This is a genomic window from Kosakonia sp. AG348 (genome assembly GCF_003337365.1).
Classification (GTDB): domain Bacteria; phylum Pseudomonadota; class Gammaproteobacteria; order Enterobacterales; family Enterobacteriaceae; genus Kosakonia.
On record NZ_QPJR01000008.1, the window covers coordinates 70002 to 93142 of the forward strand.

The following is a 23141-nucleotide window of genomic DNA, read 5'->3' on the forward strand; positions in this document are numbered from 1 at the left end:
GGCCGCAAACGGAGTGCGTTTGCGGTGATGTTATCGCGTTATTTCGCCGTGTGATGCGTTAAATAGGGCTGCTTATTGGCGCCCGGAATGGCCGAAGCCGCCTTCGCCGCGCTCGGTCGCGTCAAAGGATTCCACCAGGTTAAATTCTGCCTGAACGACCGGCACAAAGACCATTTGCGCGATGCGTTCACCCGGCACGATGGTAAAGCTGTCCTGGCCGCGGTTCCAGACGGAAACCATCAATTGCCCCTGGTAATCCGAGTCAATCAGCCCCACCAGGTTGCCCAGCACGACGCCATGTTTATGGCCCAGACCGGAACGCGGCAGAATGACCGCAGCCAGTGTTGGATCGGCAATATGGATTGCCAAACCGGTCGGCAGCAACGTCGTTGCGCCAGGCGCCAGCTCTACGGCGTCATCGAGACAGGCACGCAGGTCAAGTCCGGCAGAACCGGAGGTGGCATATGTCGGCAGCGGGAATTCCTTGCCAACGCGCGGGTCCAGAATCTTAACGTCGATTTTTTTCATCATAACGGGTAACGATCTCGTCCAGTAATAGGTGTCCCAGAAGTTCTTTGCGCTCCAGCGGCAAGCGTTTGTCGCCATCCTGCCAGAAAAGGTGTAATGCATTGTTGTCGCTGTTAAATCCCTGATTCGATTGCGAAACATCGTTGGCGCAAATCAGATCCAGGTTTTTGCGGGCGCGTTTTTGCCGGGCATATTCTTCCACATTATTTGTTTCGGCAGCAAACCCAACAACATAAGGTCGGTGAGCAGAAAGTGCGGCAACGCCAGCGACGATATCCGGGTTTTTCACCATTTTTATCGTGATTTCATCGCCTTGCTTTTTGATTTTTTCTTCCGCGACGCTGGCGGCGCGATAATCCGCAACGGCGGCGCAACCGATAAAAATATTCTGCTGCTGAACGCGGCTCTGGACCGCAGCCTCCATTTCCAGTGCCGTAGTCACATCCACACGTTGTACCAGCGGCGGCGTTGCCAGCGAGACAGGGCCGGAGACCAGCGTGACATTCGCACCGCGGCTTGCAGCAGCGGCGGCAATGGCGAAGCCCATCTTACCGGAACTGAGATTAGTGATGTAACGCACCGGATCTAGCGGTTCACGCGTCGGACCGGCGGTAATCATGATGTTCAGATGTTGCAGATCTTTGACCGGCGAGAAATGCGCGGCGGCCATATCCACAATGGTCAGCGGATCAAGCATTCTTCCTGGACCAACATCGCCACAGGCCTGGCTACCGCTGTCCGGGCCCCACAGCAACAGCCCGCGCGAGGCCAGCACCTGCAAATTATGCTGGGTGGCGGCGGCGCGGTACATCTGCTGATTCATCGCGGGAACAACGGCGACAGGCGACGGTGTGGCAAGGCAAATCGTGGAGACCAGGTCGTTTGCCATACCGGCAGCAACGCGGGCGATCAAATCCGCGGTGGCGGGGGCGAGAATCACTAAATCAGCCCATTTGCCCAGCTCAATATGGCCCATTGCCGCTTCAGCGGCGGGATCAAGCAGGCTGTCAGACACCGGATAACCGGAAACGGCCTGCAGGCTCATCGGCGTAATAAAGGCTTTTGCCGCCTCGGTCATTGCGACACGGACTTCTGCTCCGCGATCGCGCAAACGGCGCACCAGTTCGGGCGCTTTATAGGCCGCAATACCGCCGCTCACGCCGAGGACAATCTTTTTACCCGCCAGACTGATCATGATTCTTTCCTGTTGGATTTCACCAGAAGCTGGGCATTTTATCACAATCCTGGTGTTGTCGTGCTGTTGCCCATAAACCACTTTGCGAGGCACTACGCAGAGATATGACTCCCTGGTCGAAGCGAGATGGCAGCTATGGCAGCATTGGCGGGAGCGAAGGAGAAATGAATATGGATATTGTTTTTACGCCTCAAAAACCGCGTGAAAAAATGATGAAGTTCGGTATTGAGTCACTGACTGACGTGGAACTCCTGGCGCTTTTTTTGCGCACCGGAACACAGGGAAAAAGCGTGCTCACCGTCGCGCGTGAAATGCTCAAGCAGTTTGGTTCGTTGTATACACTGCTCTCCGCCGATCTTGATGATTTTAAAGAGGTGCATGGCATTGGCCTTGCCAAATACGCTCAACTGCGGGGTATCGGCGAACTGGCGCGGCGCTATTATAATGCGCGCCTGCTGGAAGAGAGCTCACTGCTGAGCCCGGAAATGACGCGCGAGTTTTTACAAAGCCAGCTTGCGGGCGAAGAGCGCGAGATCTTTATGGTGATCCTGATGGATAACCAGAACCGGATACTTAAACATTGTCGGCTTTTTACCGGCACGATTAACCAAGTTGAGGTGCATCCGCGAGAAATTTTGCGTGAAGCGTTAAAAGTCAATGCGGCCGCCGTGATCCTCGCGCATAATCACCCCTCTGGTAACGCTGAGCCGAGCAAAGCGGACAGGCAGATCACTGAGCGGGTAATAAAATGCTGCCAGTTCATGGACATCCGGGTGCTCGATCATCTGGTTATTGGTCGCGGTGAATACGTTTCTTTTGCCGAACGTGGCTGGATTTAGACCACTTTGCGCGATCCATCGGGATCTTTGTCTGTTCGGGACTTGAGCACACCGCCGACTCAGCGTATACTACGCCACCTTTGAGAATCTCGGGTTTGGCATTTGGGCCTGGCAATCGAGAGTTCACATAGAACTGCGATGACCGGGCTGTAAAGCCTGACGAGGCGCCGATACCCCATACGAAGCTCGAGCTAATTTGATTTTTGGAGAATAGACATGTCCCGAGTCTGCCAAGTTACTGGCAAGCGTCCGGTGACCGGTAACAACCGTTCCCACGCACTGAACGCGACTAAACGCCGTTTCCTGCCGAACCTGCACTCTCACCGTTTCTGGGTTGAGAGCGAAAAGCGTTTTGTCACCCTGCGTGTATCTGCTAAAGGTATGCGTGTAATCGATAAGAAAGGCATCGATACAGTTCTGTCTGAACTGCGTGCCCGTGGCGAAAAGTACTAAGTACTTAAAGGATATAAATCATGGCTAAAGGTATTCGTGAGAAAATCAAGCTGGTTTCTTCCGCTGGTACTGGTCACTTCTACACCACCACGAAGAACAAACGTACTAAGCCGGAAAAACTGGAACTGAAAAAATTCGATCCAGTTGTCCGTCAGCACGTGCTGTACAAAGAAGCTAAAATCAAATAATTTTAGTTTTCTTGCACAAAAACCCCGCTCTGTCGGGGTTTTTGCATTTCTGACCACCCATAAACCGGAGACGAGATGCCTGAATTACCCGAAGTCGAAACCAGCCGCAGAGGTATTGAACCGCACCTTGTTGGCGAAACCATTCTTCATGCGGTGGTGCGCAACGGGCGATTGCGCTGGCCGGTTTCCGAAGAGATCCACAGCCTGAGCGACAAACCGGTACTGAGTGTTCAGCGCCGCGCCAAATATTTGCTGCTCGAATTGCCCGACGGCTGGATCATTATTCACCTTGGCATGTCCGGTAGCCTGCGTATTCTTCCCCATGAGTTACCTGCTGAAAAACACGACCACGTCGATTTGGTGATGAGCAATGGCAAAGTGCTGCGCTACACCGATCCACGTCGTTTTGGCGCGTGGCTGTGGACGAAAGAGCTGGAAGGCCACAATGTGCTCGCGCATCTCGGCCCGGAGCCGCTCAGCGACGCTTTCAACGCTGAATATTTCCAGCAGAAATGCGCGAAGAAGAAAACCGCCATTAAACCCTGGCTCATGGATAACAAGCTGGTGGTCGGCGTGGGAAATATCTACGCCAGCGAATCGCTGTTTGCCGCCGGGATCCATCCCGATCGGCTGGCTTCGTCACTCTCGGCGCAGGAGTGCGAAATTCTGGTGCGGGTGATCAAAGCGGTGCTGCTGCGCTCTATCGAACAGGGCGGAACCACGCTAAAAGACTTTTTACAAAGCGACGGTAAACCGGGCTATTTCGCCCAGGAGTTACAGGTATATGGTCGGGAAGGGGAACCTTGTCGCGTCTGCGGCACGCCGATTGTTGCCGCAAAGCATGCACAGCGCTCAACGTTTTACTGCCGACGCTGCCAGAAATAAGAGCCAGAAAGCTTACTTAAGCTTCTCTAACAGCGCCTGGTGAACGTCAGGCGGCAGAAAGTGGGTGACATCGCCCTGATGGCGCGCCACTTCTTTGACCAGCGTGGACGAGATAAACGACCACTCTTTCGACGGCATAAGAAAGACGCTTTCCAGCTCCGGCATCAGGTGGCGGTTCATATGGGCCAGCTGCATCTCATATTCGAAATCCGCTACCGCCCGCAAACCGCGAATAAGGATATTTGCCTGCTGGGCACGGGCAAAATTGGCCATCAAATCGCTAAACCCCACCACGGAAACATTCGGCAGATGTGCCGTCGCTGCTTGCGCCAGTGCCACGCGCTCTGGCAGGTCAAACAGCGGTTTTTTGCTTGGGCTGGCGGCAATCGCTAACACCACCTCATCAAACATCGTGGCTGCGCGGGTCACAATATCAATATGCCCGTTAGTGATGGGGTCAAAGGTGCCGGGATAAATCGCTTTTGTGCTCATCGCTTATTCTTTCTCTGAATAACCGTGGTTCAGCGCCCACAGCTCGGTGTATTTATTGAAAGTATACTGCGCATTAACCACTGCCAGCAGCCAGCCCTGTTTGCCATCCAGCACGCCGCCGCGCAGTAACAATGTTTTGACGAAGGCGCCCAAAGTATGCGCGAAAATTCCCGGTAGCGACGTTTTTTTACCGCGCTGATGGCGTTCCTGCGCCCACGCCGTGGCGTAATTGAACTGTTTACGCTGAAAGCTGGCGAAATCCCGGCAGGTCAGATGCAGCAAATCACCACTGAGCGCAATGACCGGCGCTTGCGGCGCTTCCAGCGATTCATGCACCAGATTACCGTTGTACTGATAGCGCTCGCGCTCGTACAGGCGGGTAACGCGATCCGGATACCAACCACTGTGGCGCATAAAGCGGCCAAGGAAATAGTTACGGCGGGCAATGCTGTAAACGGCACCCGGCTGCGGTGCGGCGAGTGTCGCGCGAATGTGCTCTGCGAGTTCCGGAGTGACGCGCTCGTCGGTATCGAGCATCAGGATGTAATCGCCGCTGGCGTAGCGCTGTGCCAGCTGGCGCTGTACGCCGTAACCCGACCAGTCAGTATGGGTGAAGACTTTGGCGCCCGCGCGGCTGGCAATGCCCACTGTATCGTCGCTGCTGCCGGAATCCAGCAGCACAATTTCATCCGCCCAGGCAACGGATGCCAGACAATCGGGCAGCAGATCCGCCGCGTTTTTGGCGATCATCACCACCGACAAACGTTTGGACATTAATGGCTCCGCTGAGGCAAATACGGTTGCAGAAGTTGCAGCAGGCGCGCCAGCGCGCCCTGGTTCTGGTGCAGCACTTCCACCGCGTGGCGGCCGTACCATAAACGGTAATCTTCATCCGTCAGCAGGGTCGACACCTCTTTCACCAGCGAATCCGCATCGGTGACGGTGATCAACCCTTCCGCTTCCTGCAGACGTGCGCAGATATCTTTGAAATTAAACGTATGTGGCCCCATCAGCACGGGAATCGCGTGCGCGGCGGGCTCCAGCGGGTTGTGGCCGCCGCGTTCAACCAGGCTGCCGCCGACAAACGCCAGATCGGCGATACCATACAGCAACATCAGTTCACCCATCGTGTCGCCGATCACTACTTGTGTGCTGCTGGACGGGATTTCGCCCGAGCTGCGCAAGGTGTAGCTGAAACCGGCTTTCTGCGCCAAATTGCGCGCATCCGGGAAGCGTTCCGGGTGGCGGGGCACCAGAATCAACAGTAAATCAGGGAAGGTTTCCAGCAGCTTGCGGTGCGCTTGTAAAATAATCGCTTCTTCGCCGTCGTGCGTGCTGGTAGCAATCCACACCTGGCGGCGTGGTGCCCACTGGCGGCGCAGCGTTATTGCGCGTGCAGCGAGTTCTGGCGTTACGGAGATATCAAATTTCAGGCTGCCGGTCACGGTCAACTGGCTGCGCTTTAAGCCTAATTGCAGAAAACGGTCGGCATCTTCCTGGTTTTGCGCGGCAATTAGGGTGATTTTGCTCAGCAGGCGGCGCATAAATTTGCCCAACTTGCCGTAACCTTTTGCCGAGCGTTCTGACAGCCGTGCATTAGCGATAACCAAGGGGATTTGGCGCGCTTTCAGCGCGGAAATCATGTTCGGCCACAGTTCGGTTTCCATCACGATCACCAGCTTTGGGCGAACATTGTTGAGAAAACGGTTCATGGCGCAGGGCAGATCGTAAGGGAGATAAACATGATGTACGTCTTTGCCGAACGCCGACATCACCCGTTCCGAGCCGGTTGGCGTCATGGTGGTCACAGTGATGGGCAGCGAAGGGTAGCGATGGCGCAGTGCGCGTACCAGCGGGATCGCCGCCAGCGTTTCTCCCACGGAGACGGAATGCAGCAGAATACCGTCCGGCTTCACTTTGTTACGACAAAAACCATAGCGTTCAGCCCAGCGTTTGCGGTAAGCGGGGGCTTTGCGGCTGCGAAGTAATAATCGCAACCACACCAGAGGCTGAATTAAGTAAAGCAGGGTGGTATACAACAATTCCAAGCGACTATCCGTTTTTTTAAGATTCGGCGGGCAAATTCTAAGCATTTAGGGCGGCTAAAGCTATACCTTTGGCGCGCCAGCCACTTCTTTTGAGGGTGTAACGTCCAGTAGGGAAATGATTCTGGTAGGAAATTAAGAAAAGACGGGCATTTCTGCCCGTCCCGGGCGGTGATTATGGTTTAACGTCCGAAAGTGAATCCAGATGATAAGTCACTTTTTCGGAAAGGCCGCGGATATCGCCGCCGGTGATGTAGTAGCTATCATCTTTTTGATTGGGGTTGCTCACATCAAAACCGATCATTTTGTTTATCAGGGTTGCCAGTTGGTAATGGTTGCGTGGCGCTTGTGGCGAAATAGCGCTTAGCGACATTGTGGGGTCGTTACTGAAATAGATAAATGGCACCTCAGCGATCGGCATCTCAACGACCGAATGCCCAAATAAACCACCTTCTCCAACCCGCTCGCCGTGGTCGGAAGTAATAAAGACCAGCACAGGTAGCTTCGATTTCGCCATAACAGTACGGATGGCGGATGCCAGCTCTTTGTCATAGAAGCGCACAGCGTCGTCATATTCATTTTTTTTCTGTGCCACGGTATCGCTAAGCGCTGGCGTCGAGAATTTAGCAAACCCTTGCGGGATATTGCTATCGTAAGGAATATGCGGTGCACGGCTGTTTAAGACCATTAAGAACGGCTTATCCCAATTCATTCCAGCGTCTTCAACCGACGGAGTTAACACTTTATCCGCGCCGATATCGGGTGCCGGGCGAATCTGCGTGTCTTCCCAGAGATCGATATCGTGAATACCGATCCAGTTACTCAAGCCTTCAAGTCCCTGCGCCGAAATAAACGCTGTTTCAAACCCCTGCTTGTTCGCATTAGCGAATATATTGGTCGCTTTCGACTTGTATGCAAAATAGTTATCTGGCTCGCGCAAATTATTCACCAGCATCGGGATCGCGACACGGGTAGAAACGGCATTGGAGACGATCAGTTTGCTACTGCCATGATATTGCTCCATCAATACCTTCAGCTCCGGCGTGGTATCGCGCTCATAGCCGAGAGCACTGATACGGTGCGGGTTCAGGCTTTCGCCAATCGCCAGAATGATTGAGTATTTACCAAACTGGAAATCACTTCTTGGTGTCACCTGATAAGGCTCGTAACTCGCGATATTCTGATTTTCACCGGATATGGCTTCAGGGATCAGGCGCATGGCGCTGAAGCTTACCGCAGACAAACCATTACGTAGCAATGAGTGGCGCAGATCCGGGTTGAATTTGTACATCTGCCCATCTTTGGCCTTATAAAACTGACCGACAAACATCACCGTAATAGCTAACATGCACGGTACCGCCAGTGAATTTCGCCACTGTGGCGCAAGGCGGCGAGCAAAACCGAGAATGAAGACAAGCGCGATCGCCAGGATAGAAAAGAAAATTCCCAGTGAACCCAGGCTGTCAAGCATGCCTCTGGCGATATCGTTTGTTTCAACAAAAGCCAACCAGACTTCGCTTGGCCCATAGAACTGACCGTAAAATTGGTAGTAAATGGCCTCTGTAACCTGAACGATAAAGGTTACGGACAGCAATAAACGCGTAATGATGAAACGCGCGCTGATAGCGGCCAGCAGAGCAATGATGAGATAAAGCGCAATATCATCACTTTTGGGGCGATAGACATGATCCTTCGCGATAACAATGAGTTCAGAAAAAGAAAAAAGCAGTACAAAAGATAACGTCAGGAGCAGAGTCCGTACGCTATCGCGCCCCACTTTTCCGTGGGCCGATAAAGAGTTACTTAACATTTAACTACCTGGCTTTTTATTAAAACTTCCTGGTAAGCGGACGAATCGCCTTACTCAATACGAAGCGCAAAGCGCGCCCGGCGGTAGTGCGGTTGTGTAGCCCTTTTTTCCAGATACTTTCAAACAAGGCATTCCAGTTAGCTGCAACAGCTTCATGTGAATGCGCAAGTCGCCGTTTATCTCCTTGTTCACGCATGCGGGCAAACAAGTCAGGAGAATTTTTCAACTTCATAATGGCGGCAAAGGTTTCATCGGGCGTTTTGGCGATCAAATAATCCAGTTCGCTTTCGCGTATAGCCCGAAAAGAGGGTTCGTCATCGCAGATCATGACGGTTTTGCCCAGCCAACTATTAATTAATTTACTGGCCGGTTTACGCGCCAGCCGGTGATCGTGGTTTTTGCGAAAACTCAGACATACGTCCACATCGCGGTAATCTGTCCAGTTATCAAACGAGATGCGCAGCGTAATACCTTGATCCGTCAAACGTTGTTTAAATTCTTCGGTCTGGTACGCATCCGGAAAGCTGTCTTTACTGCCGAAGTAGGCAACGGTACGCACGGTGTTATCGTCACGTTCACGTGGTTGCAAACCCGGTTGAGGCCAATGTGGGATGAATATTCGTCCTGGTGTCGATAAGACGGCCGGATTTTGTTCAACCACATAATCTGCGCCGAGCACGGGTGGGCGATCGGTTCGGGCGACCACGGTGAGACCATTCCACGGTTTTATCCGGTAACCGAAATGATCGTTATGCAGCAAATTAATGGCGTCTGCACGACACTGAGTGCCCCATGAAAATCCTATTTCACCAGGGTAGTAATAATTCAGGCTGAGCATGGTTTGAAATGTCCATACGCCCCGGCCCCCACAATAAAACCGTTGGGGTATATCATCCGGATTGACGCTTTCATCCATCAGGGTCTGAAAATCGGCAAAATTTGCTGCGATAAAGTCGTCATGTGAGACGATATGTAACCTAAATCTGGTCATGGTTTAGTTATTTAATAAGTTTTTTAAGCCGAAAGTAGCGACGCCCAAGTCGCCAGCGCTGGCGGAATCCACGTGCGTTCTGCCAAATCATTGACCAAATCCCACGGTCAAAAAGCTCCTGCGTGATCTCACGTTTTTTTGCCAGATCATCAATGTTGTTAATCTCATGCAAAATGCCCAACCCTTCTTTGGCGATTTGCCACTGACAAGCCGGAACACGTTTGACTTGTTCCGGATATCGACGGTTAATCGCGTCGAGCATTTCGAGGATTTTCATATAATGACGCGCTGAACGCATGCGCGTGTCATTGGTACCAGGAATATGTGATACCGATGCAGAATGGATCAAATAGTCGTAAAACGTTTCATCCACATATTGAACACGCTTCGCGGTAAGCAATATTTCAGTTGTCCAGGGAATATCCTGATGGCGCAAACCGTGTTCAAACGTAAAACCATGCTCTTTGATAAACGCATGACGGTAAATATTCAGCCAGGTGACATGCAGAAATTTGCGTGACGAGAGCGCCATTTGCAGCCAAACCGGCCCTTCCAGTACGCCTGTTGAGGAGAGTTTATCGGACGGAAAAATTTTCTTTGCCGGACGGCCGTCATCATAGATGTAAGTGCCATTACAGGTAGCGACATCCAGATTACCTTGCGTCGCTATCTCCAGCAGACGCGGATACATGCCGGGATAGATCACATCATCGATATCGGGGAAAGCAAGATATTCACCGCGCGCGACGGCAAGGCCGGTATTTCTCGCCGCTGAAACGCCCTGATTCGCCTGGTTGATCACCTGAAAGTGAGCAAACTCACTGGCGTAACGCGCGATCACTTCGGCAGAACCATCGGTTGAACCGTCGTTAACAACAATCATCTCGAGACTTTCAAGCTGTTGCTTCTTGATACTGTCAAAGAATGCGCTGAGGAATTTTTCGCCATTATAAACAGCAATAACGAGGCTCAGTTGCGGTGTATCAGACATGCTTTCTCCGTTAAAAGCGGGCTGTGCGAGGGATTTACCCTGATAGTTAATGGCCTTTTAAAGACCATCGAAGCGGCAGATTTGTTCCGTGGTGGTTGCGCCAGCGGTGCTCATTATCTACGAAGCGATAAAGAAAGCTACTGGCGCACGGGGAGACTGTTAGATTTTAGGGGGATCAGAGCGCAGCTGCTGTAAAGCACACATGCCAATCAAGAGGCCAGTAAGAAACATATATTGCTCAAGGTAGTGATCCAGCAAGTTATGATCAACCAACGTGCGTGAGAAGAAACCAATGGTAAACAGCAGCAAAAACATACCGATCATCGTGTTGCCATGACGAAAATGCCGCCAACCGATATACCAACATCCCGCCAACAGAATTAACCAACCCGCGATGCCCGCGAAGCCATTTTGCAGACCGAATTCAATCAAACCGTAATGGCTGTGTGGGATAGTGATGCGATTGGTATGTAAATCGCGATTCAAAATATAGTTGAAAGCTTCTTTGTGGGGACCCATCCCTGCAGGATACTTGAAGACCAATTTCCATCCCTGATGGAAGAAGCTGGCCCGGCAACCATTAGAGTGGTTCATCGGCGTATCCATGTCGTTTATGGGGGCTGCTGCGCTCTTGATATAGCAGAAACTGTCAAAAGGGGCATTCCAGCCGGCAATCGCATCGCTTTCCAGACTTTGCCAGCGCGGGTCTGTTTTCCACGAGGCGTAGCCCAGCGCCGCGGATGCCGCGATAATGGCGACTAAAATGCCACAGGTCAGCACTACCCGGCTGCGCTGCATATTGTGCAGCGTGATAAGGATGAAGGCGGAAAACAGGCCGCCAACCAGGCCGATAGTCCCCCAGCGTGTGTCCACTAATGCGGTACAGACAAGGTTAGACAGCAGTAATAAGCCAAGCACCGGTGTGTTAAGACGTAGAAAACGCTGGTGCATTAAACCGCGCGCCAACAGTTCTGCCAGAATAAAACCGGTGATCATATTGATCTGGAAACTCATGCGCGTGCGGTTAAACACAATACGTGTCTCACCCCAATGGATTATCCCATCACGCCAGTAAAGCCAAACCGTATCCAGCAAGTGAATGAGAATAACGCCCCAGAAAGAGAGCACAATCAACGTAAATAGCCGGGCAGCGGAAAAATTGGGGAAAGCCGATTGTACGGCTGGCAACAACACGATACCTGCACAAAAAAGTAGTGCAGGACGCACCCATTGCCCATCCCAGGTACCGATCATCTCTTTCAAATCTGGTGCGACAAACAAGCCGTTGATCAGCAGGAACAGGGTTAACGCGCCAAGCGTATAAAGGACAAAGCGCAACTGTTTGCCGTGCAACTGAGCGCGAGCTTGTGGAGAGGTGAAAAACAGGCCGAGTGAAAGCGCGATAACCGGATAGATGAATCCATTTCTGTGGAAAGGTAATTGACCGTTAGGCATTGGCCAGACAAAACACAAAGCGAGGGTAAACAGGACCAGGATCCCTGCCAAAAAAGTGCGAGTTTTAGTCATAATTCTCAGGCTGATTAATAAATTTGTGGCCTTATCGGCAAATTAACGTTCCAGAATGCATTCCCCAGGATCGCCAGGTCAGTGTGATGAAGCCCGGGGAAAACTACCACAGAAAAATTATGTTAAGAAGTGGCTTCTTTGTAACCAGGGCTTTCTCCTGGAAATAGCTCGCCGTGCACTTCGGCGCTACCGATGTATATAATGCCCCCATTTATGGCGTCTGTAAGCCAGGTTACAGGAAATCTATGCATATTGTTCACACCGAAGCAGATGGCGGGAAAGGCGGGCAGCCGCTGCGGATTATCAATGAATCGTTAGGCATGCTGGAGCGCGGCCATCAGGTGACTATCCTGTGCCCGAAAACCGCGCCGCTGCACCAGATGGCGAGCGATGCCGGGCTAACGGTAGTGACTATGCCGCTGAAACGTAAGAATATCGCCAACCTGCTTGCGCTGCGCCGCTGGTTGCGAGCGAACCGCGACAGCATTGATGTGATTAATAGCCATAATTCTGCCGATACCTGGCTGGTGGCGCTGGCGAACCTCACGCTGTCGCGCCCGGTGCCGCTGGTGCGTACCCGCCATGCTTCCGGTACGCCGCGCGATAACTGGACCACGCGCTGGCTGTTCCGCCGTGCCTGCGCGCATATCGTCAGTACCGGAGAAGCGCTGCGCTATCAAATGGTCGACCTCGGCGTGCCGCTGGAACAAACCACCTCCGTGCCAAGCGGTGTTGATACCCGACGTTTTCATCCTGCTGATAAAATGGCTGCGCGTGAACAGTGCGGGTTAGCGCAGGATGCCCTGTGGCTGGGTGTGGTGTCCCATCTGCGCCCGAACAAAGGGCATAGCGTGTTGCTCAAAGCGCTGGCGCAAATTAACGACCCGGCGATCAAACTGGCGATTGTCGGTGAAGGGCCGCATCGGGCGACGCTGGAACAGGAAATCGTTCAGCTTGGTTTGCAGGATCGCGTGGTGATGGCGGGCCATCAAAGCAATCCTTCGCAGTGGTTTCCGGCGTTCGATATTGCGTTAAGTCCGTCGCACGATATGGAAGGTGTACCGCAAGGCGTACTGCAATCGCTGGCTTGCCGCATCGCGACTATCGCCACAGATGCAGGGGGCACGGCGGATGCCATTATCAATGAACAAACCGGCTTGCTGGTGGCACAGCGCGATATTGAAGCCCTGCGCGGTGCGATTGTTCGCCTGGCTGGCGACGCCGCGTTACGCGATACGCTGGCGCAACAGGGTTATGATTACCTGTGCGCCCACTTAACGCGTGAATGTATGCTGGCGGCGATGGAAAAGGTGTTCGCCGACGCCGCTCAGCGCAGCAGGTCGCGGTAAAGCGCCTGCAACTCCTGTGCCATCCGGTCCAGCGTCCAGGGTTCTGCGGTGGCGCGCGCCGCCGCCGCATAATCCACGCCGCGCGTACGGCCAGTCAGCCACTCACCGACAGACGCGCTGTAACCTTCGCAATCCAGCGCATCGCGCACCCAGCCGTTTTCCCCTTCGACCACCCATTCGGCAGCACCGCAGCCAGGGCTGGTAAACAGTGGCAGCCCGCAAGCCAGCGCTTCAACGCAGACGTTCGGGAATGGATCGTAGAGCGTTGGCAGGATCAGCGCATCCGCTGAACCGTAGACCTGGCGAATATCCGCCACCGGGCCAAGAAAACGCACACGCTTCGCCACGCCCAACTGGCGCGCCAGCTTTTCAAACTTACGGGCGTGTTTATCGCGACCAGCTATCAACAGCCAGACGGATGGATGCGCGACAAGCGCACGCAGCGCCGTCGCGACACCTTTACGGGTAAAACCGGAACCGACATACGCCAGTACCGGCGCGTTAGTGGGTATTGCCAGTGCCGTTCGCAGGGACAACTCACGCACGCTGGGGTGGAAATGGGCAGTATCGACACCGTTATAAATCACCGTCAATTGATCGTCGCGCAATTGAAAACGACGGGCGATATCATCGCGCACCATCCGCGAATTACAGATAACCTTGCGCAGCGCAGGATGCGCGAACATCTGGCGCTCCGCCTGCAAAATGTAGTGGTGATAGGGGCTGAAATTCTGCGACCAGCGTTTTAGCGGTGACAGAATGCGGCTGTACTGCTCAAGCCAGGTGGCATGTACGCCGTCGCCGGCGCGGAAAATGGTCGCACCGGGAATGCGCTCATGGCTTTGCACAATATCGAAATCGGCAAAATGCGCCGCTGCGGCGTCAGCAAAACCCGCTTCGCGCATTTTGCGGTTACGAAACGGTGGATTGACCGTCAGGGTGTGCCAGCCAGCGGCGTTTTCCCATTCGCGGGCGATTAGGGTGACATCCAGCGAGGTATCCTGCGCCAGCACATTCAGGGCGCGGGAAACGAAACGTTCTGCGCCGCCGTTCGGGTTATAGGTTTGTCTGACGATAGCCAGCTTCATGCGGGGTTTTCCAGCAGTAAGGTATCAATCGCGCCGAGCACCTGCGCAGGCGTAATGGCGGTAATGCAATCAGAAACCTGGCTGTCGCCGCAGCCCGCTTTGCCACAAGGCTGGCAGGTAAAACCGGCGGTAATGACCCGGTAAGTGACACCCCAGGGCGCCCATTTTATCGCGCCCGTCGGGCCGAAAATGGCGACGGTGGGCGTACCCACGGCGCTGGCCAGATGCATTGGCATGGAATCCACGCCGAAGTAGAGCCGCGCATGTTTCATCAACGCGCCAAGCTCTTTCAGATTCAGTTGCCCGCTTAAATCAAACACCGGCTGCGTCAGTGCGGCGCGCAGCTTATCCATATAATCGCTCTCTTCTTTCGACGGCGCGGCTGAGAGAATGATCGGTAAGCCACGGGCTGCCAGCGTGTCGATGGTCGCCGCCAGCTTGTCGATTTGCCAGGCTTTGAACATCCAGCGCGATGTCGGGTGCACCAGAATGTAGGATTTGCTGGCGAGACCAAAGCCCGCCAGTTTTTGCAAAATGGTGTTTTCCGCTTCCTCGCCTGGCGTAAACAACGTGCGTTTGTCCTCCGCGCTGGCCGGGTGGATGCCAATGCGGCGCAGGGCGTCCAGGTTCACTTCCACCATATGGCGGCTGTTATCCTGAATTGCCGGGTAGAGCGTGGTGAAGGATTTCACCCAGCGCCAGCGGGCGAGGCCGCCGCGCTTATCCGGTTTGAAGCCGACAGAGACGCGGGGTTTCAGCTTGCGCGCCAGACGCGCACCGTGCCAGTGTTCAGTGAGATTTATCAGTACATCGTAATTGCGCGCTTTGAGCCGGTTGCGCAGGCCGCGATAGAGGCTTAACTGTTTCAGCCAGCCCTGTTTGCGCCATTTGCGCCCGATGGTATGCACCTGATCGATATACGGATGGTTGGTTAACATCGCCTGGGTATCGTCGTACACCAACGCATCCACTTCGACGCCGGGCCAGTTTTTCTTCAGTACGGTAAACATCGGCGAGGTCAGCAAGACATCACCGTGGTGACGCAACTTGATAATCAGCACCCGTTTCGGCGGGCGTTCGGGTGAGAAGAAATCAGACATGGACACGCTCAGCTGTCAGCAAAGGCTGTAATTGGCGATAAACCGCAGCGGCGGAAAGGCTGCTCAGCTGCGAAGAGTTTTCCGGGCGGCAAATGGTTTGGTTTTTTCCGTATCCACCGATAAGGCCAGGATCCGTTGGGCCATAAAGCGTGACGTTCGGCCTGTCCAGCGCGGCGGTCAGATGGCTTAAACCGGTATCAACCGAGACGACAAACCGCGCGCCGGCCAGTTCTCGCGCCACATTCTCAAGGCTCATCCGCGGCAAGACGTCGACAAAATCCAGCCCTTGCGCCAGCCGTTTCGCGCGGGCTTCTTCATGCGGCGCGCCCCACGGTAACTTTATGCGTAAGCCGCTGTCAGCCAGCAAATTAAGTAGCTCGCGCCAGTGCGCTTCCGGCCAGTGTTTATCATCGCGGGTGGTGGCGTGTAAGAACACGGCATAGGGCGAATGCGCCGCGTCGGCGACGGCAAAATGGCGGGCGATGGCGTAATCACCCTGCGTTTGCGGTTTGGTATAACCGAGGCTTTTGGCGAATAATTCGCGGGTGCGCTCAACCGCATGTTGCTGTTTAGCAACGTGATGACGGCGATTGTAAAACAGGCTTGCTAAGGGCTCGCGCGCGGTGCGCCAGTCCATGCCGTGCTTCACACCATGCGCCAGTCGGGTGACCAGCGCGGCGCTTTTCACCAGCCCTTGTGCATCAATAATCGCGTCGTACCGCTCAGCCTGTACCGCCAGGCGAAAGGCTTTACGCTCGGCGGCAATGGGGGCGGAAAACCAGGCTTTGCGCCAGCGGCGGATCGCCACCGGAATAACGCGCTCAACGGCGGCGTGCCAGGCGGGGATCTGGGCGAAACCCTCTTCCACCACCCAGTCAAAACGGATGCCGGGAATCGCCTGCGCGGCGTCGGTGAGCGCGGGCAGCGTATGCAGCACATCACCCATCGACGAAGTTTTAACGATCAATACCCGCATCGGTTATCCTTCCGCGTCCAGCAACAGCGCGTTCAACTCTTCCAGTACGCGCTGCGGGGTAATGTCGATCAGACTCTGGTGATAACCTTCAGCGGCGTCGCCTTTGCGCACTTTGTGGTAGCCGGAAATCAGGCGGATCACGCGGGCTTTGTGCGACAACGGCGGAGTGAAATCCGGGCTGCTTGGGCCGTAAAGCGCCACCAGCGGACGATTAAGCGCGGCGGCGACATGCATCAAACCGGAATCATTGGTAACGATCGCTTTACAGGCGGCAATTAGCACTACGGCTTGTTCCAGCTGCGTTTCACCGGCCAGATTGCGGCACCAGGCTTGCTGCCCGGTGCTCAGCGAGGCCAGAATCTCGTTGCCCGCTTCGTGATCTTTCGCCGAACCAAACAGCAACACCTGATAGCCTTCATCAATCAGTTGCTTGGCCAGTTCTGCGTAATGGTAGTGCGGCCAGCGTTTGGCCGGGCCGAACTCTGCGCCGGGGCAAAAACCAATCACCGGGCGTTCGGCAGAAATATCAAACGTCGCGCAAACTTGTAATTTCTCGCTGTCGTTAACCTGCAACTGCGGCCACAGCAGCGGCTGCGGCAGATCCTGCGCCGAGCGCATCACACCTTTGTCATAGGCCAGCGCCACATAGCGCTCCACCATTAACGGCCAGGCTTGTTTATCCAGTACGCGAGCGTCATTGAGCAGACCGTAACGCATTTCACCGCGCCAGCCGGTACGGTGCGGCACGTTGGCAAAGAACGGTACCAGCGCGGATTTAAACGAATTGGGCAGCACGTAGGCGCGGTCATAACGGCGCTCGCGCAGGCTGTGGCCCAGCTTACGGCGTGCGCCAATTTCCAGCGCACCGTGGCCGAGCGGCATTGGGATCGCTTCGTTAACTTCCGGCATGCGTGATAAAAGTGGACGGCACCACGCGGGTGCCATCACATCGATTATCGCCTGGGGAAAGCGCGCTTTAAGCGTGCGGTAAAGACTCTGCGACATCATCATATCGCCGACCCAGGACGGGCCAATGACCAAAATTTTCATACTTACGCGTCGCGGTTCAGCCAGGCCATATACTCGGTTACGCCTTCGGCGACGGTTTTAAACGGTTTGTCGTAACCCGCCGCGCGCAGGTTGGTCAGATCCGCCTGGGTAAACGCCTGGTAGCGGCCTTTCAGTTTGTCCGGGAACGGAATGTATTCGATGCTGCCTTTTTTGTGGAAGGCCAGAGTGGCGTCGGCAACGGCCTGGAAAGATTCCGCGCGACCGGTACCCAGATTGTAGATACCGGAAACACCGTTTTCCCAGAACCACAGGTTGACCGCCGCGACATCGCCCACGTAGACGAAATCGCGTTTGAAGTTTTCGCTGCCTTCGAACAGTTTCGGGCTTTCGCCGTTGTTCAACTGGGTATTGAGATGGAAGGCCACGCTCGCCATGCTGCCTTTATGCCCTTCGCGCGGGCCATACACGTTGAAGTAGCGGAAGCCGACGATCGGGGAGTTCGCTTCCGGCAGGATGCCGCGCACATACTCGTCGAACAGCATTTTTGAGTAGCCGTAAACGTTAAGCGGCTTTTCGTATTCACGGGATTCGATAAAGTCCGAAGTACGGCCACCGTAAGTCGCGGCAGAAGATGCGTACAGGAACGGGATTTCGCGCTCCAGGCAGTAGTGCAGCAGCTCCTTGGAGTACTGATAGTTGTTATCCATCATGTACTTGCCATCCCACTCGGTGGTGGATGAACACGCACCTTCGTGGAATACGGCTTCAATATCACCGAACTCTTCACCAGACATAATCTGGATCAGAAAATCTTCTTTATCCATGTAGTCGGCAATGTGCAGGTCGACCAGATTGACGAATTTGGTGCCGTCTTTCAGGTTATCCACCACCAGAATATCGGTGATGCCTTTATCATTCAGGGCCTTAACGATGTTGCTACCGATAAAACCCGCGCCGCCGGTCACGATGATCATAACTGTACCTTTGAAAAGTGGAGCGTTGAGACGATCTCAGACACTAATGTCTCTTATCATATCATCACATTGACGACCCTTCAGCCATTCACCCAGTGAACGATATGCCTATGCGTGATTTATGCTACAAAATGAAGAATGGATGCTGTGTCATCTCGTATCACCGTATACCTTTCGGTAATATGTGCCGAAATTTGCCCAGTCTGGAGAATTGCGATGCGTGGGGATTTTTATAAACAGTTAACGAACGACCTGGAAACCGCGCGGGCGGAAGGGTTGTTTAAAGAAGAACGCATTATTACGTCGGCCCAGCAGGCTGATATCACCGTGGCCAATGGCGACCATGTCATTAACTTCTGCGCCAATAACTATCTTGGCCTTGCCAACCACCCTGATTTGATTGCTGCCGCGAAAGCCGGTATGGACAGCCACGGCTTTGGTATGGCCTCCGTGCGCTTTATCTGTGGCACGCAAGATAGCCACAAAGCGCTGGAGAAGAAGCTGGCCGATTTCCTCGGTATGGAAGATTCCATTCTCTACTCCTCCTGCTTTGATGCGAACGGCGGCCTGTTTGAAACGCTGCTTGGTGCGGAAGACGCCATTATTTCCGACGCGCTGAACCATGCTTCTATCATCGACGGTGTGCGTCTGTGTAAAGCGAAGCGCTATCGCTACGCCAATAACGATATGCAGGAGCTGGAAGCCCGCCTGAAAGAGGCGCGTGAAGCGGGCGCGCGTCATGTACTGATTGCGACCGATGGCGTGTTTTCCATGGACGGCGTGATCGCTAACCTGCAAGGCGTGTGCGATCTGGCGGATAAATATGACGCGCTGGTGATGGTCGATGACTCTCACGCGGTCGGTTTTGTTGGGGCGAATGGTCGCGGTACGCATGAATATTGCGACGTGATGGGGCGCGTGGACATCATCACCGGCACGCTCGGCAAAGCGCTTGGCGGCGCGTCCGGCGGTTACACCGCGGCGCGTAAAGAGGTGGTGGAGTGGCTGCGTCAGCGTTCCCGCCCGTATCTTTTCTCCAACTCACTGGCTCCCGCCATTGTTGCCGCGTCCATTAAAGTGCTGGAAATGCTTGAGTCCGGTGCTGAGCTGCGCGATCGCCTGTGGGCAAATGCCCGTTTGTTCCGCGAAAGAATGACCGCCGCAGGCTTTACGCTGGCAGGGGCAGACCACGCCATTATCCCGGTGATGCTGGGCGATGCAGTGGTGGCGCAAAACTTCGCGCGTGAGCTGCAAAAAGAGGGGATTTACGTCACCGGTTTCTTCTTCCCGGTGGTGCCAAAAGGTCAGGCGCGTATCCGCACACAGATGTCTGCGGCGCATACGCCTGAACAAATTGAGCGTGCGGTTGCTGCCTTTACCCGCATTGGTAAACAACTGGGTGTGATTGCCTGAGGGCGTGAAATGAAAGCGTTATCCAAATTGAAAGCAGAAGAAGGCATCTGGATGACCGACGTACCGGAGCCGGATGTTGGTCATAACGATCTGCTGATTAAAATTCGCAAAACCGCGATTTGTGGCACTGACGTGCATATCTACAACTGGGACGACTGGTCGCAAAAAACCATTCCTGTACCGATGGTCGTCGGCCATGAATATGTCGGCGAAGTGGTGGGCATCGGCCAGGAAGTGAAAGGTTTTAAAATTGGCGATCGCGTTTCCGGTGAAGGCCATATTACCTGTGGTCATTGCCGTAACTGCCGCGCCGGGCGTACGCATCTGTGCCGTAACACCACGGGTGTGGGCGTCAACCGTCCGGGCTGTTTTGCCGAATACCTGGTGATCCCGGCGTTCAACGCTTTCAAAATCCCCGACAATATTTCTGACGATTTGGCGTCGATTTTCGATCCGTTTGGTAACGCGGTGCACACGGCGCTCTCCTTTGATTTGGTGGGAGAAGATGTGCTGGTCTCCGGCGCAGGCCCGATTGGTATTATGGCCGCAGCGGTGGCAAAACACGTTGGTGCACGCCATGTGGTTATCACCGATGTGAATGAGTACCGCCTCGATCTGGCGCGCAAAATGGGAGTTACCCGCGCGGTTAACGTCGCCAAAGAGAATCTGGCGGATGTGATGGCAGAACTGGGTATGACCGAAGGGTTCGACGTGGGTCTGGAGATGTCCGGCGCGCCGCCAGCGTTTCGCACGATGCTCGACACCATGAACCACGGCGGCCGTATTGCGATGCTGGGTATTCCGCCGTCCGATATGTCTATCGACTGGACTAAAGTCATCTTCAAAGGGCTGTTTATCAAAGGCATTTACGGTCGTGAGATGTTCGAAACCTGGTATAAGATGGCGGCGTTAATCCAGTCTGGTCTGGATCTTTCGCCGATTATTACCCATCGTTTCAGCATCAACGAGTTCCAGCAGGGCTTCGACGCGATGCGCTCGGGGCAGTCCGGCAAAGTGATTCTGAGCTGGGATTAATAACGAAAAAGGCGCCTGTGGCGCCTTTTTAATGCTTAAGGGTGGGTTGTTTTCCACCCTTGCCACTGATTCTGCATATAACGCACCAGCGTACTCTCGCCAACACTTTCACTGATTACGCTAAAGAAGCGGCTGGCGTAAACCGGTTCAGGTTTGTGCTTCGCTTTACACAGTTTTGCGCCGCGAAACGGATTACGCGGTGGCTGAACGGTACCGCCTGGTGGTGTGGCGTTGGGCGTTGAGGTATCTGTCTGCGGTTCATTGAGCAGATCGCTCGGGCGCACCAGCGTAATATCCGCCGGCAAATTGTAGAGAGACTGTTGCAGAACACGAACAGTGGCGGGATGCGGGTGACCAATAGCAATGGCGGAACCATTGCGACGCGCTAACTGTACGGCGCGGTCAAACTGACGGCGGATATCGCCTTCGTTTTGCGTATCGTCGAGGAACACCTTGCGCTTAATGACTTTTACCCCGGTGCCGGAAGCGGCGCGCAGCGCCTGGCTATTGCCGATAGTCATGCTATCAAGGAAATAGAGGTTATAGCGCTCCAGCGCCTGCATCACTTTCTGCATGCCAAACAGACTGGACGTCATGGCGCTACCCATATGGTTATTCAGCCCGACGGCATACGGCACTTTGTTGACTGCATCGCTGATGATGCGCTTAATCTCTGCGCTACTCATCTCCGGGCGCAGCGTGTCTTTTTCCAGCGGCTGTTTACTCAGCGGTGCCATTGGAAGATGGATCAACACTTCATGGCCACTGTTGTGCGCTTTGGTCGCCATTTCGCGAGCATGTGTTGCATTGGGCAGCACCGCGACGGAGACCGCCTGCGGCATGGCCAGCACCTGGTTTTCAGTTTGTGGGCGGTAGCCGAAATCGTCGATCACGATGGCCAATTTCCCGGCGAATACCGGAGCGGAAAACGCCAGCGCACTGGCGAGCGTCAAAACAATACGACGAAATTGAAGCAAACCTTATCTTCCCAACCACGGCTGTGGATTGACCGCCTGACCCTGACGGCGAATTTCGAAATAGAGTGAAGGCCGGCCCTGACCGCCACTGCTCCCTACGAGGGCTATCGGCTGACCGGCGCGAACCTGGGTGCCTACGCTCACCAGCGCGCTCTGGTTGTAACCGTAAAGGCTCATGTCGCCCTTGCCGTGTTCCACCACCACCACCAGGCCATAACCTTGCAGCCAGTCGGCGAGGATCACACGCCCGTCGGCGATAGCTTTCACTTCACTGCCTTCAGACGCGCCGATAACAATCCCTTTCCAACGTAGCTCACCCTGCAGTTGTTCGCCATAACGATGCAGTAACGGGCCGCGAACCGGCCAGACGGCCTGGCCAGACGGCGAACCTAAACCGCCGGTGCGGGACATCAGTGAGCGTTCGCTCTCGGTAGGTTTATACGTGGTGCCTTTGCGGCTGGCTTCATTCTGGCGGTCACGCACGGCTTGCGCTTCGCGGGCTTCACGTTCGGCACGGGCTTTAGCTGCCGCTTCCGCGCGGGCGAGGCGATCGCGCAAGCGAGATTCGTTGGCGCGCATTTCACTGAGCTGTTGCTGGCCTTCCTGAATGGAGGATTCCAGACCAGAAAGGGTTTTCTGCCGCTCACTGCGCGCTTGTTCAAGTTTGGCCTGCTGCGCTTTTTGCTCATACAGCAGCGTTTGTTGCTGGCTCTGCTTCTCTTCCAGCTCGGATTTTTGCGTGGCGACCTCTTCGCGCGTCTGTTTCAACTGAGCGATGGTTTCCTGTCGCGCCTGGTTAAGATAACCAAAGTAGGCCTGCAAACGCTGGCCGCGCTGGCTCTCTTCACCGCTCAGAATCAGCTGGATCCCGGTGTGTGGCCCCTGGCGGAACGCCGCATCAAGCTGCGCTGCCAGGTTGTGTTCCTGCGTGGTGCGCTGACGTTCCAGTTTGGCAATCGAGGCGTTCATCTCGGCGATCTGCTTATTGAGCTGGGCGAGGGTGTTTTGCGTTTCCCGCAGCTGGCGAGTGGCGGCAGAGATGGCTTCTTCCTGTGCCTTTAACTGGGCAAGAAGGCCCGCGCGTTGCTGCTGTTGCTGGCGTACCGCGCGCTCTTTTTCAGCGATATCGGCCTGAATAGATTTGAGCTGATCGCGGTCATCCGCGTGGGCGGAAACGGCGCACAGCAATGCGCCAGCGCTGAGTGCGCTGGCGCAAAGAAAGGGTCGGAGCCCGACCCATGTAATTGAAAAAATCGCCTTTCCCCTCATGGGGA

23 protein-coding genes are annotated in these 23141 nt (G+C 54.6%); 7 read left to right on the forward strand and 16 right to left on the reverse strand.

What is annotated here, in order from left to right; translation table 11 throughout:
* Nucleotides 1-72: 72 nt before the first annotated feature.
* Entirely contained in the window at nt 73-531 is a 459-nt protein-coding gene (gene dut, locus DFO56_RS18360) for a dUTP diphosphatase (protein ID WP_045507484.1), read from the reverse strand.
* The gene (gene coaBC / locus DFO56_RS18365; RefSeq protein ID WP_025263794.1) at nt 509-1720 is read right to left on the reverse strand and encodes a bifunctional phosphopantothenoylcysteine decarboxylase/phosphopantothenate--cysteine ligase CoaBC; all 1212 of its coding nucleotides are present in this window, start codon (nt 1718-1720) and stop codon (nt 509-511) included. Before coaBC ends, dut begins: the two co-directional genes overlap by 23 nt.
* A 173-nt stretch (nt 1721-1893) precedes the next feature.
* On the opposite strand from coaBC, the gene radC reads away from it, so the two are divergent.
* From radC to mutM, 4 genes are all read left to right on the forward strand, one after another.
* Complete coding sequence (radC, locus tag DFO56_RS18370) at nt 1894-2562, forward strand: DNA repair protein RadC (RefSeq protein ID WP_020455753.1); 669 nt, start codon at nt 1894-1896, stop codon at nt 2560-2562.
* Nucleotides 2563-2778: 216 nt separating this feature from the next.
* A complete protein-coding gene (gene rpmB, locus DFO56_RS18375) occupies nt 2779-3015 on the forward strand; it encodes a 50S ribosomal protein L28 (RefSeq protein WP_002436699.1) in 237 nt (78 codons plus the stop codon).
* Nucleotides 3016-3035: 20 nt separating this feature from the next.
* Nucleotides 3036-3203, forward strand: coding sequence for a 50S ribosomal protein L33 (gene rpmG / locus DFO56_RS18380; RefSeq protein WP_003024094.1), 168 nt, complete (start codon nt 3036-3038; stop codon nt 3201-3203).
* 75 nt (nt 3204-3278) lie between these two features.
* Nucleotides 3279-4088, forward strand: coding sequence for a bifunctional DNA-formamidopyrimidine glycosylase/DNA-(apurinic or apyrimidinic site) lyase (gene mutM / locus DFO56_RS18385; RefSeq protein ID WP_045507493.1), 810 nt, complete (start codon nt 3279-3281; stop codon nt 4086-4088).
* Nucleotides 4089-4100: 12 nt separating this feature from the next.
* Here mutM and coaD read toward each other — a convergent pair whose 3' ends face one another.
* From coaD to DFO56_RS18420, 7 genes are all read right to left on the reverse strand, one after another.
* Nucleotides 4101-4580 (reverse strand): pantetheine-phosphate adenylyltransferase, encoded by a 480-nt coding sequence (gene coaD, locus DFO56_RS18390; RefSeq protein ID WP_020455751.1) that lies wholly within the window; start codon nt 4578-4580, stop codon nt 4101-4103.
* 3 nt (nt 4581-4583) lie between these two features.
* Entirely contained in the window at nt 4584-5354 is a 771-nt protein-coding gene (locus tag DFO56_RS18395; RefSeq protein ID WP_045507496.1) for a glycosyltransferase family 2 protein, read from the reverse strand.
* On the reverse strand, nt 5354-6628 hold the full coding sequence (gene waaA / locus DFO56_RS18400) for a lipid IV(A) 3-deoxy-D-manno-octulosonic acid transferase (RefSeq protein ID WP_020455749.1): 1275 nt from the start codon (nt 6626-6628) through the stop codon (nt 5354-5356). The genes DFO56_RS18395 and waaA overlap by 1 nt, the downstream gene beginning before the upstream one ends.
* A gap of 172 nt (nt 6629-6800) precedes the next feature.
* A complete protein-coding gene (locus DFO56_RS18405; RefSeq protein ID WP_045507500.1) occupies nt 6801-8435 on the reverse strand; it encodes a sulfatase-like hydrolase/transferase in 1635 nt (544 codons plus the stop codon).
* A 19-nt stretch (nt 8436-8454) separates the two neighbouring features.
* Nucleotides 8455-9426, reverse strand: coding sequence for a hypothetical protein (locus tag DFO56_RS18410; protein ID WP_045507502.1), 972 nt, complete (start codon nt 9424-9426; stop codon nt 8455-8457).
* Nucleotides 9427-9433: 7 nt separating this feature from the next.
* Nucleotides 9434-10417, reverse strand: a complete 984-nt coding sequence (locus tag DFO56_RS18415) for a glycosyltransferase (RefSeq protein ID WP_045507505.1) — start codon at nt 10415-10417, stop codon at nt 9434-9436.
* Between the two features lie 159 nt (nt 10418-10576).
* Nucleotides 10577-11944, reverse strand: coding sequence for an O-antigen ligase family protein (locus DFO56_RS18420; RefSeq protein WP_045507507.1), 1368 nt, complete (start codon nt 11942-11944; stop codon nt 10577-10579).
* Between the two features lie 245 nt (nt 11945-12189).
* Here DFO56_RS18420 and DFO56_RS18425 point away from each other — a divergent pair, with 245 nt between their 5' ends.
* The gene (locus DFO56_RS18425; RefSeq protein WP_045507510.1) at nt 12190-13293 is read left to right on the forward strand and encodes a glycosyltransferase family 4 protein; all 1104 of its coding nucleotides are present in this window, start codon (nt 12190-12192) and stop codon (nt 13291-13293) included.
* Here DFO56_RS18425 and DFO56_RS18430 read toward each other — a convergent pair.
* Genes DFO56_RS18430 through rfaD form a run of 5 tightly spaced genes read right to left on the reverse strand, consistent with a single transcriptional unit; the run spans nt 13272 to nt 18442 of the window.
* A complete protein-coding gene (locus DFO56_RS18430; RefSeq protein ID WP_045507513.1) occupies nt 13272-14381 on the reverse strand; it encodes a glycosyltransferase family 4 protein in 1110 nt (369 codons plus the stop codon). The genes DFO56_RS18425 and DFO56_RS18430 overlap by 22 nt on opposite strands.
* Nucleotides 14378-15481 (reverse strand): putative lipopolysaccharide heptosyltransferase III, encoded by a 1104-nt coding sequence (rfaQ, locus tag DFO56_RS18435; protein WP_045507516.1) that lies wholly within the window; start codon nt 15479-15481, stop codon nt 14378-14380. The genes DFO56_RS18430 and rfaQ overlap by 4 nt, the downstream gene beginning before the upstream one ends.
* Complete coding sequence (gene rfaC / locus DFO56_RS18440) at nt 15474-16457, reverse strand: lipopolysaccharide heptosyltransferase RfaC (RefSeq protein ID WP_045507519.1); 984 nt, start codon at nt 16455-16457, stop codon at nt 15474-15476. The genes rfaQ and rfaC overlap by 8 nt, the downstream gene beginning before the upstream one ends.
* Nucleotides 16458-16460: 3 nt before the next feature.
* A complete protein-coding gene (gene rfaF / locus DFO56_RS18445; protein ID WP_045507521.1) occupies nt 16461-17507 on the reverse strand; it encodes an ADP-heptose--LPS heptosyltransferase RfaF in 1047 nt (348 codons plus the stop codon).
* Nucleotides 17508-17509: 2 nt separating this feature from the next.
* Nucleotides 17510-18442, reverse strand: coding sequence for an ADP-glyceromanno-heptose 6-epimerase (rfaD, locus tag DFO56_RS18450; RefSeq protein ID WP_017458185.1), 933 nt, complete (start codon nt 18440-18442; stop codon nt 17510-17512).
* A gap of 216 nt (nt 18443-18658) precedes the next feature.
* Between rfaD and kbl the strand changes: the two genes are divergently transcribed.
* Nucleotides 18659-19855, forward strand: a complete 1197-nt coding sequence (gene kbl / locus DFO56_RS18455) for a glycine C-acetyltransferase (protein WP_045507523.1) — start codon at nt 18659-18661, stop codon at nt 19853-19855.
* Nucleotides 19856-19864: 9 nt separating this feature from the next.
* Entirely contained in the window at nt 19865-20890 is a 1026-nt protein-coding gene (gene tdh / locus DFO56_RS18460) for an L-threonine 3-dehydrogenase (RefSeq protein WP_020455738.1), read from the forward strand.
* 35 nt (nt 20891-20925) lie between these two features.
* Here the strand turns inward: tdh and DFO56_RS18465 are convergent, their stop codons facing one another.
* Nucleotides 20926-21867, reverse strand: a complete 942-nt coding sequence (locus tag DFO56_RS18465; protein ID WP_045507525.1) for a divergent polysaccharide deacetylase family protein — start codon at nt 21865-21867, stop codon at nt 20926-20928.
* A 3-nt stretch (nt 21868-21870) separates the two neighbouring features.
* Nucleotides 21871-23136 (reverse strand): murein hydrolase activator EnvC, encoded by a 1266-nt coding sequence (envC, locus tag DFO56_RS18470; RefSeq protein WP_044489525.1) that lies wholly within the window; start codon nt 23134-23136, stop codon nt 21871-21873.
* Between the last annotated feature and the right edge of the window lie 5 nt (nt 23137-23141).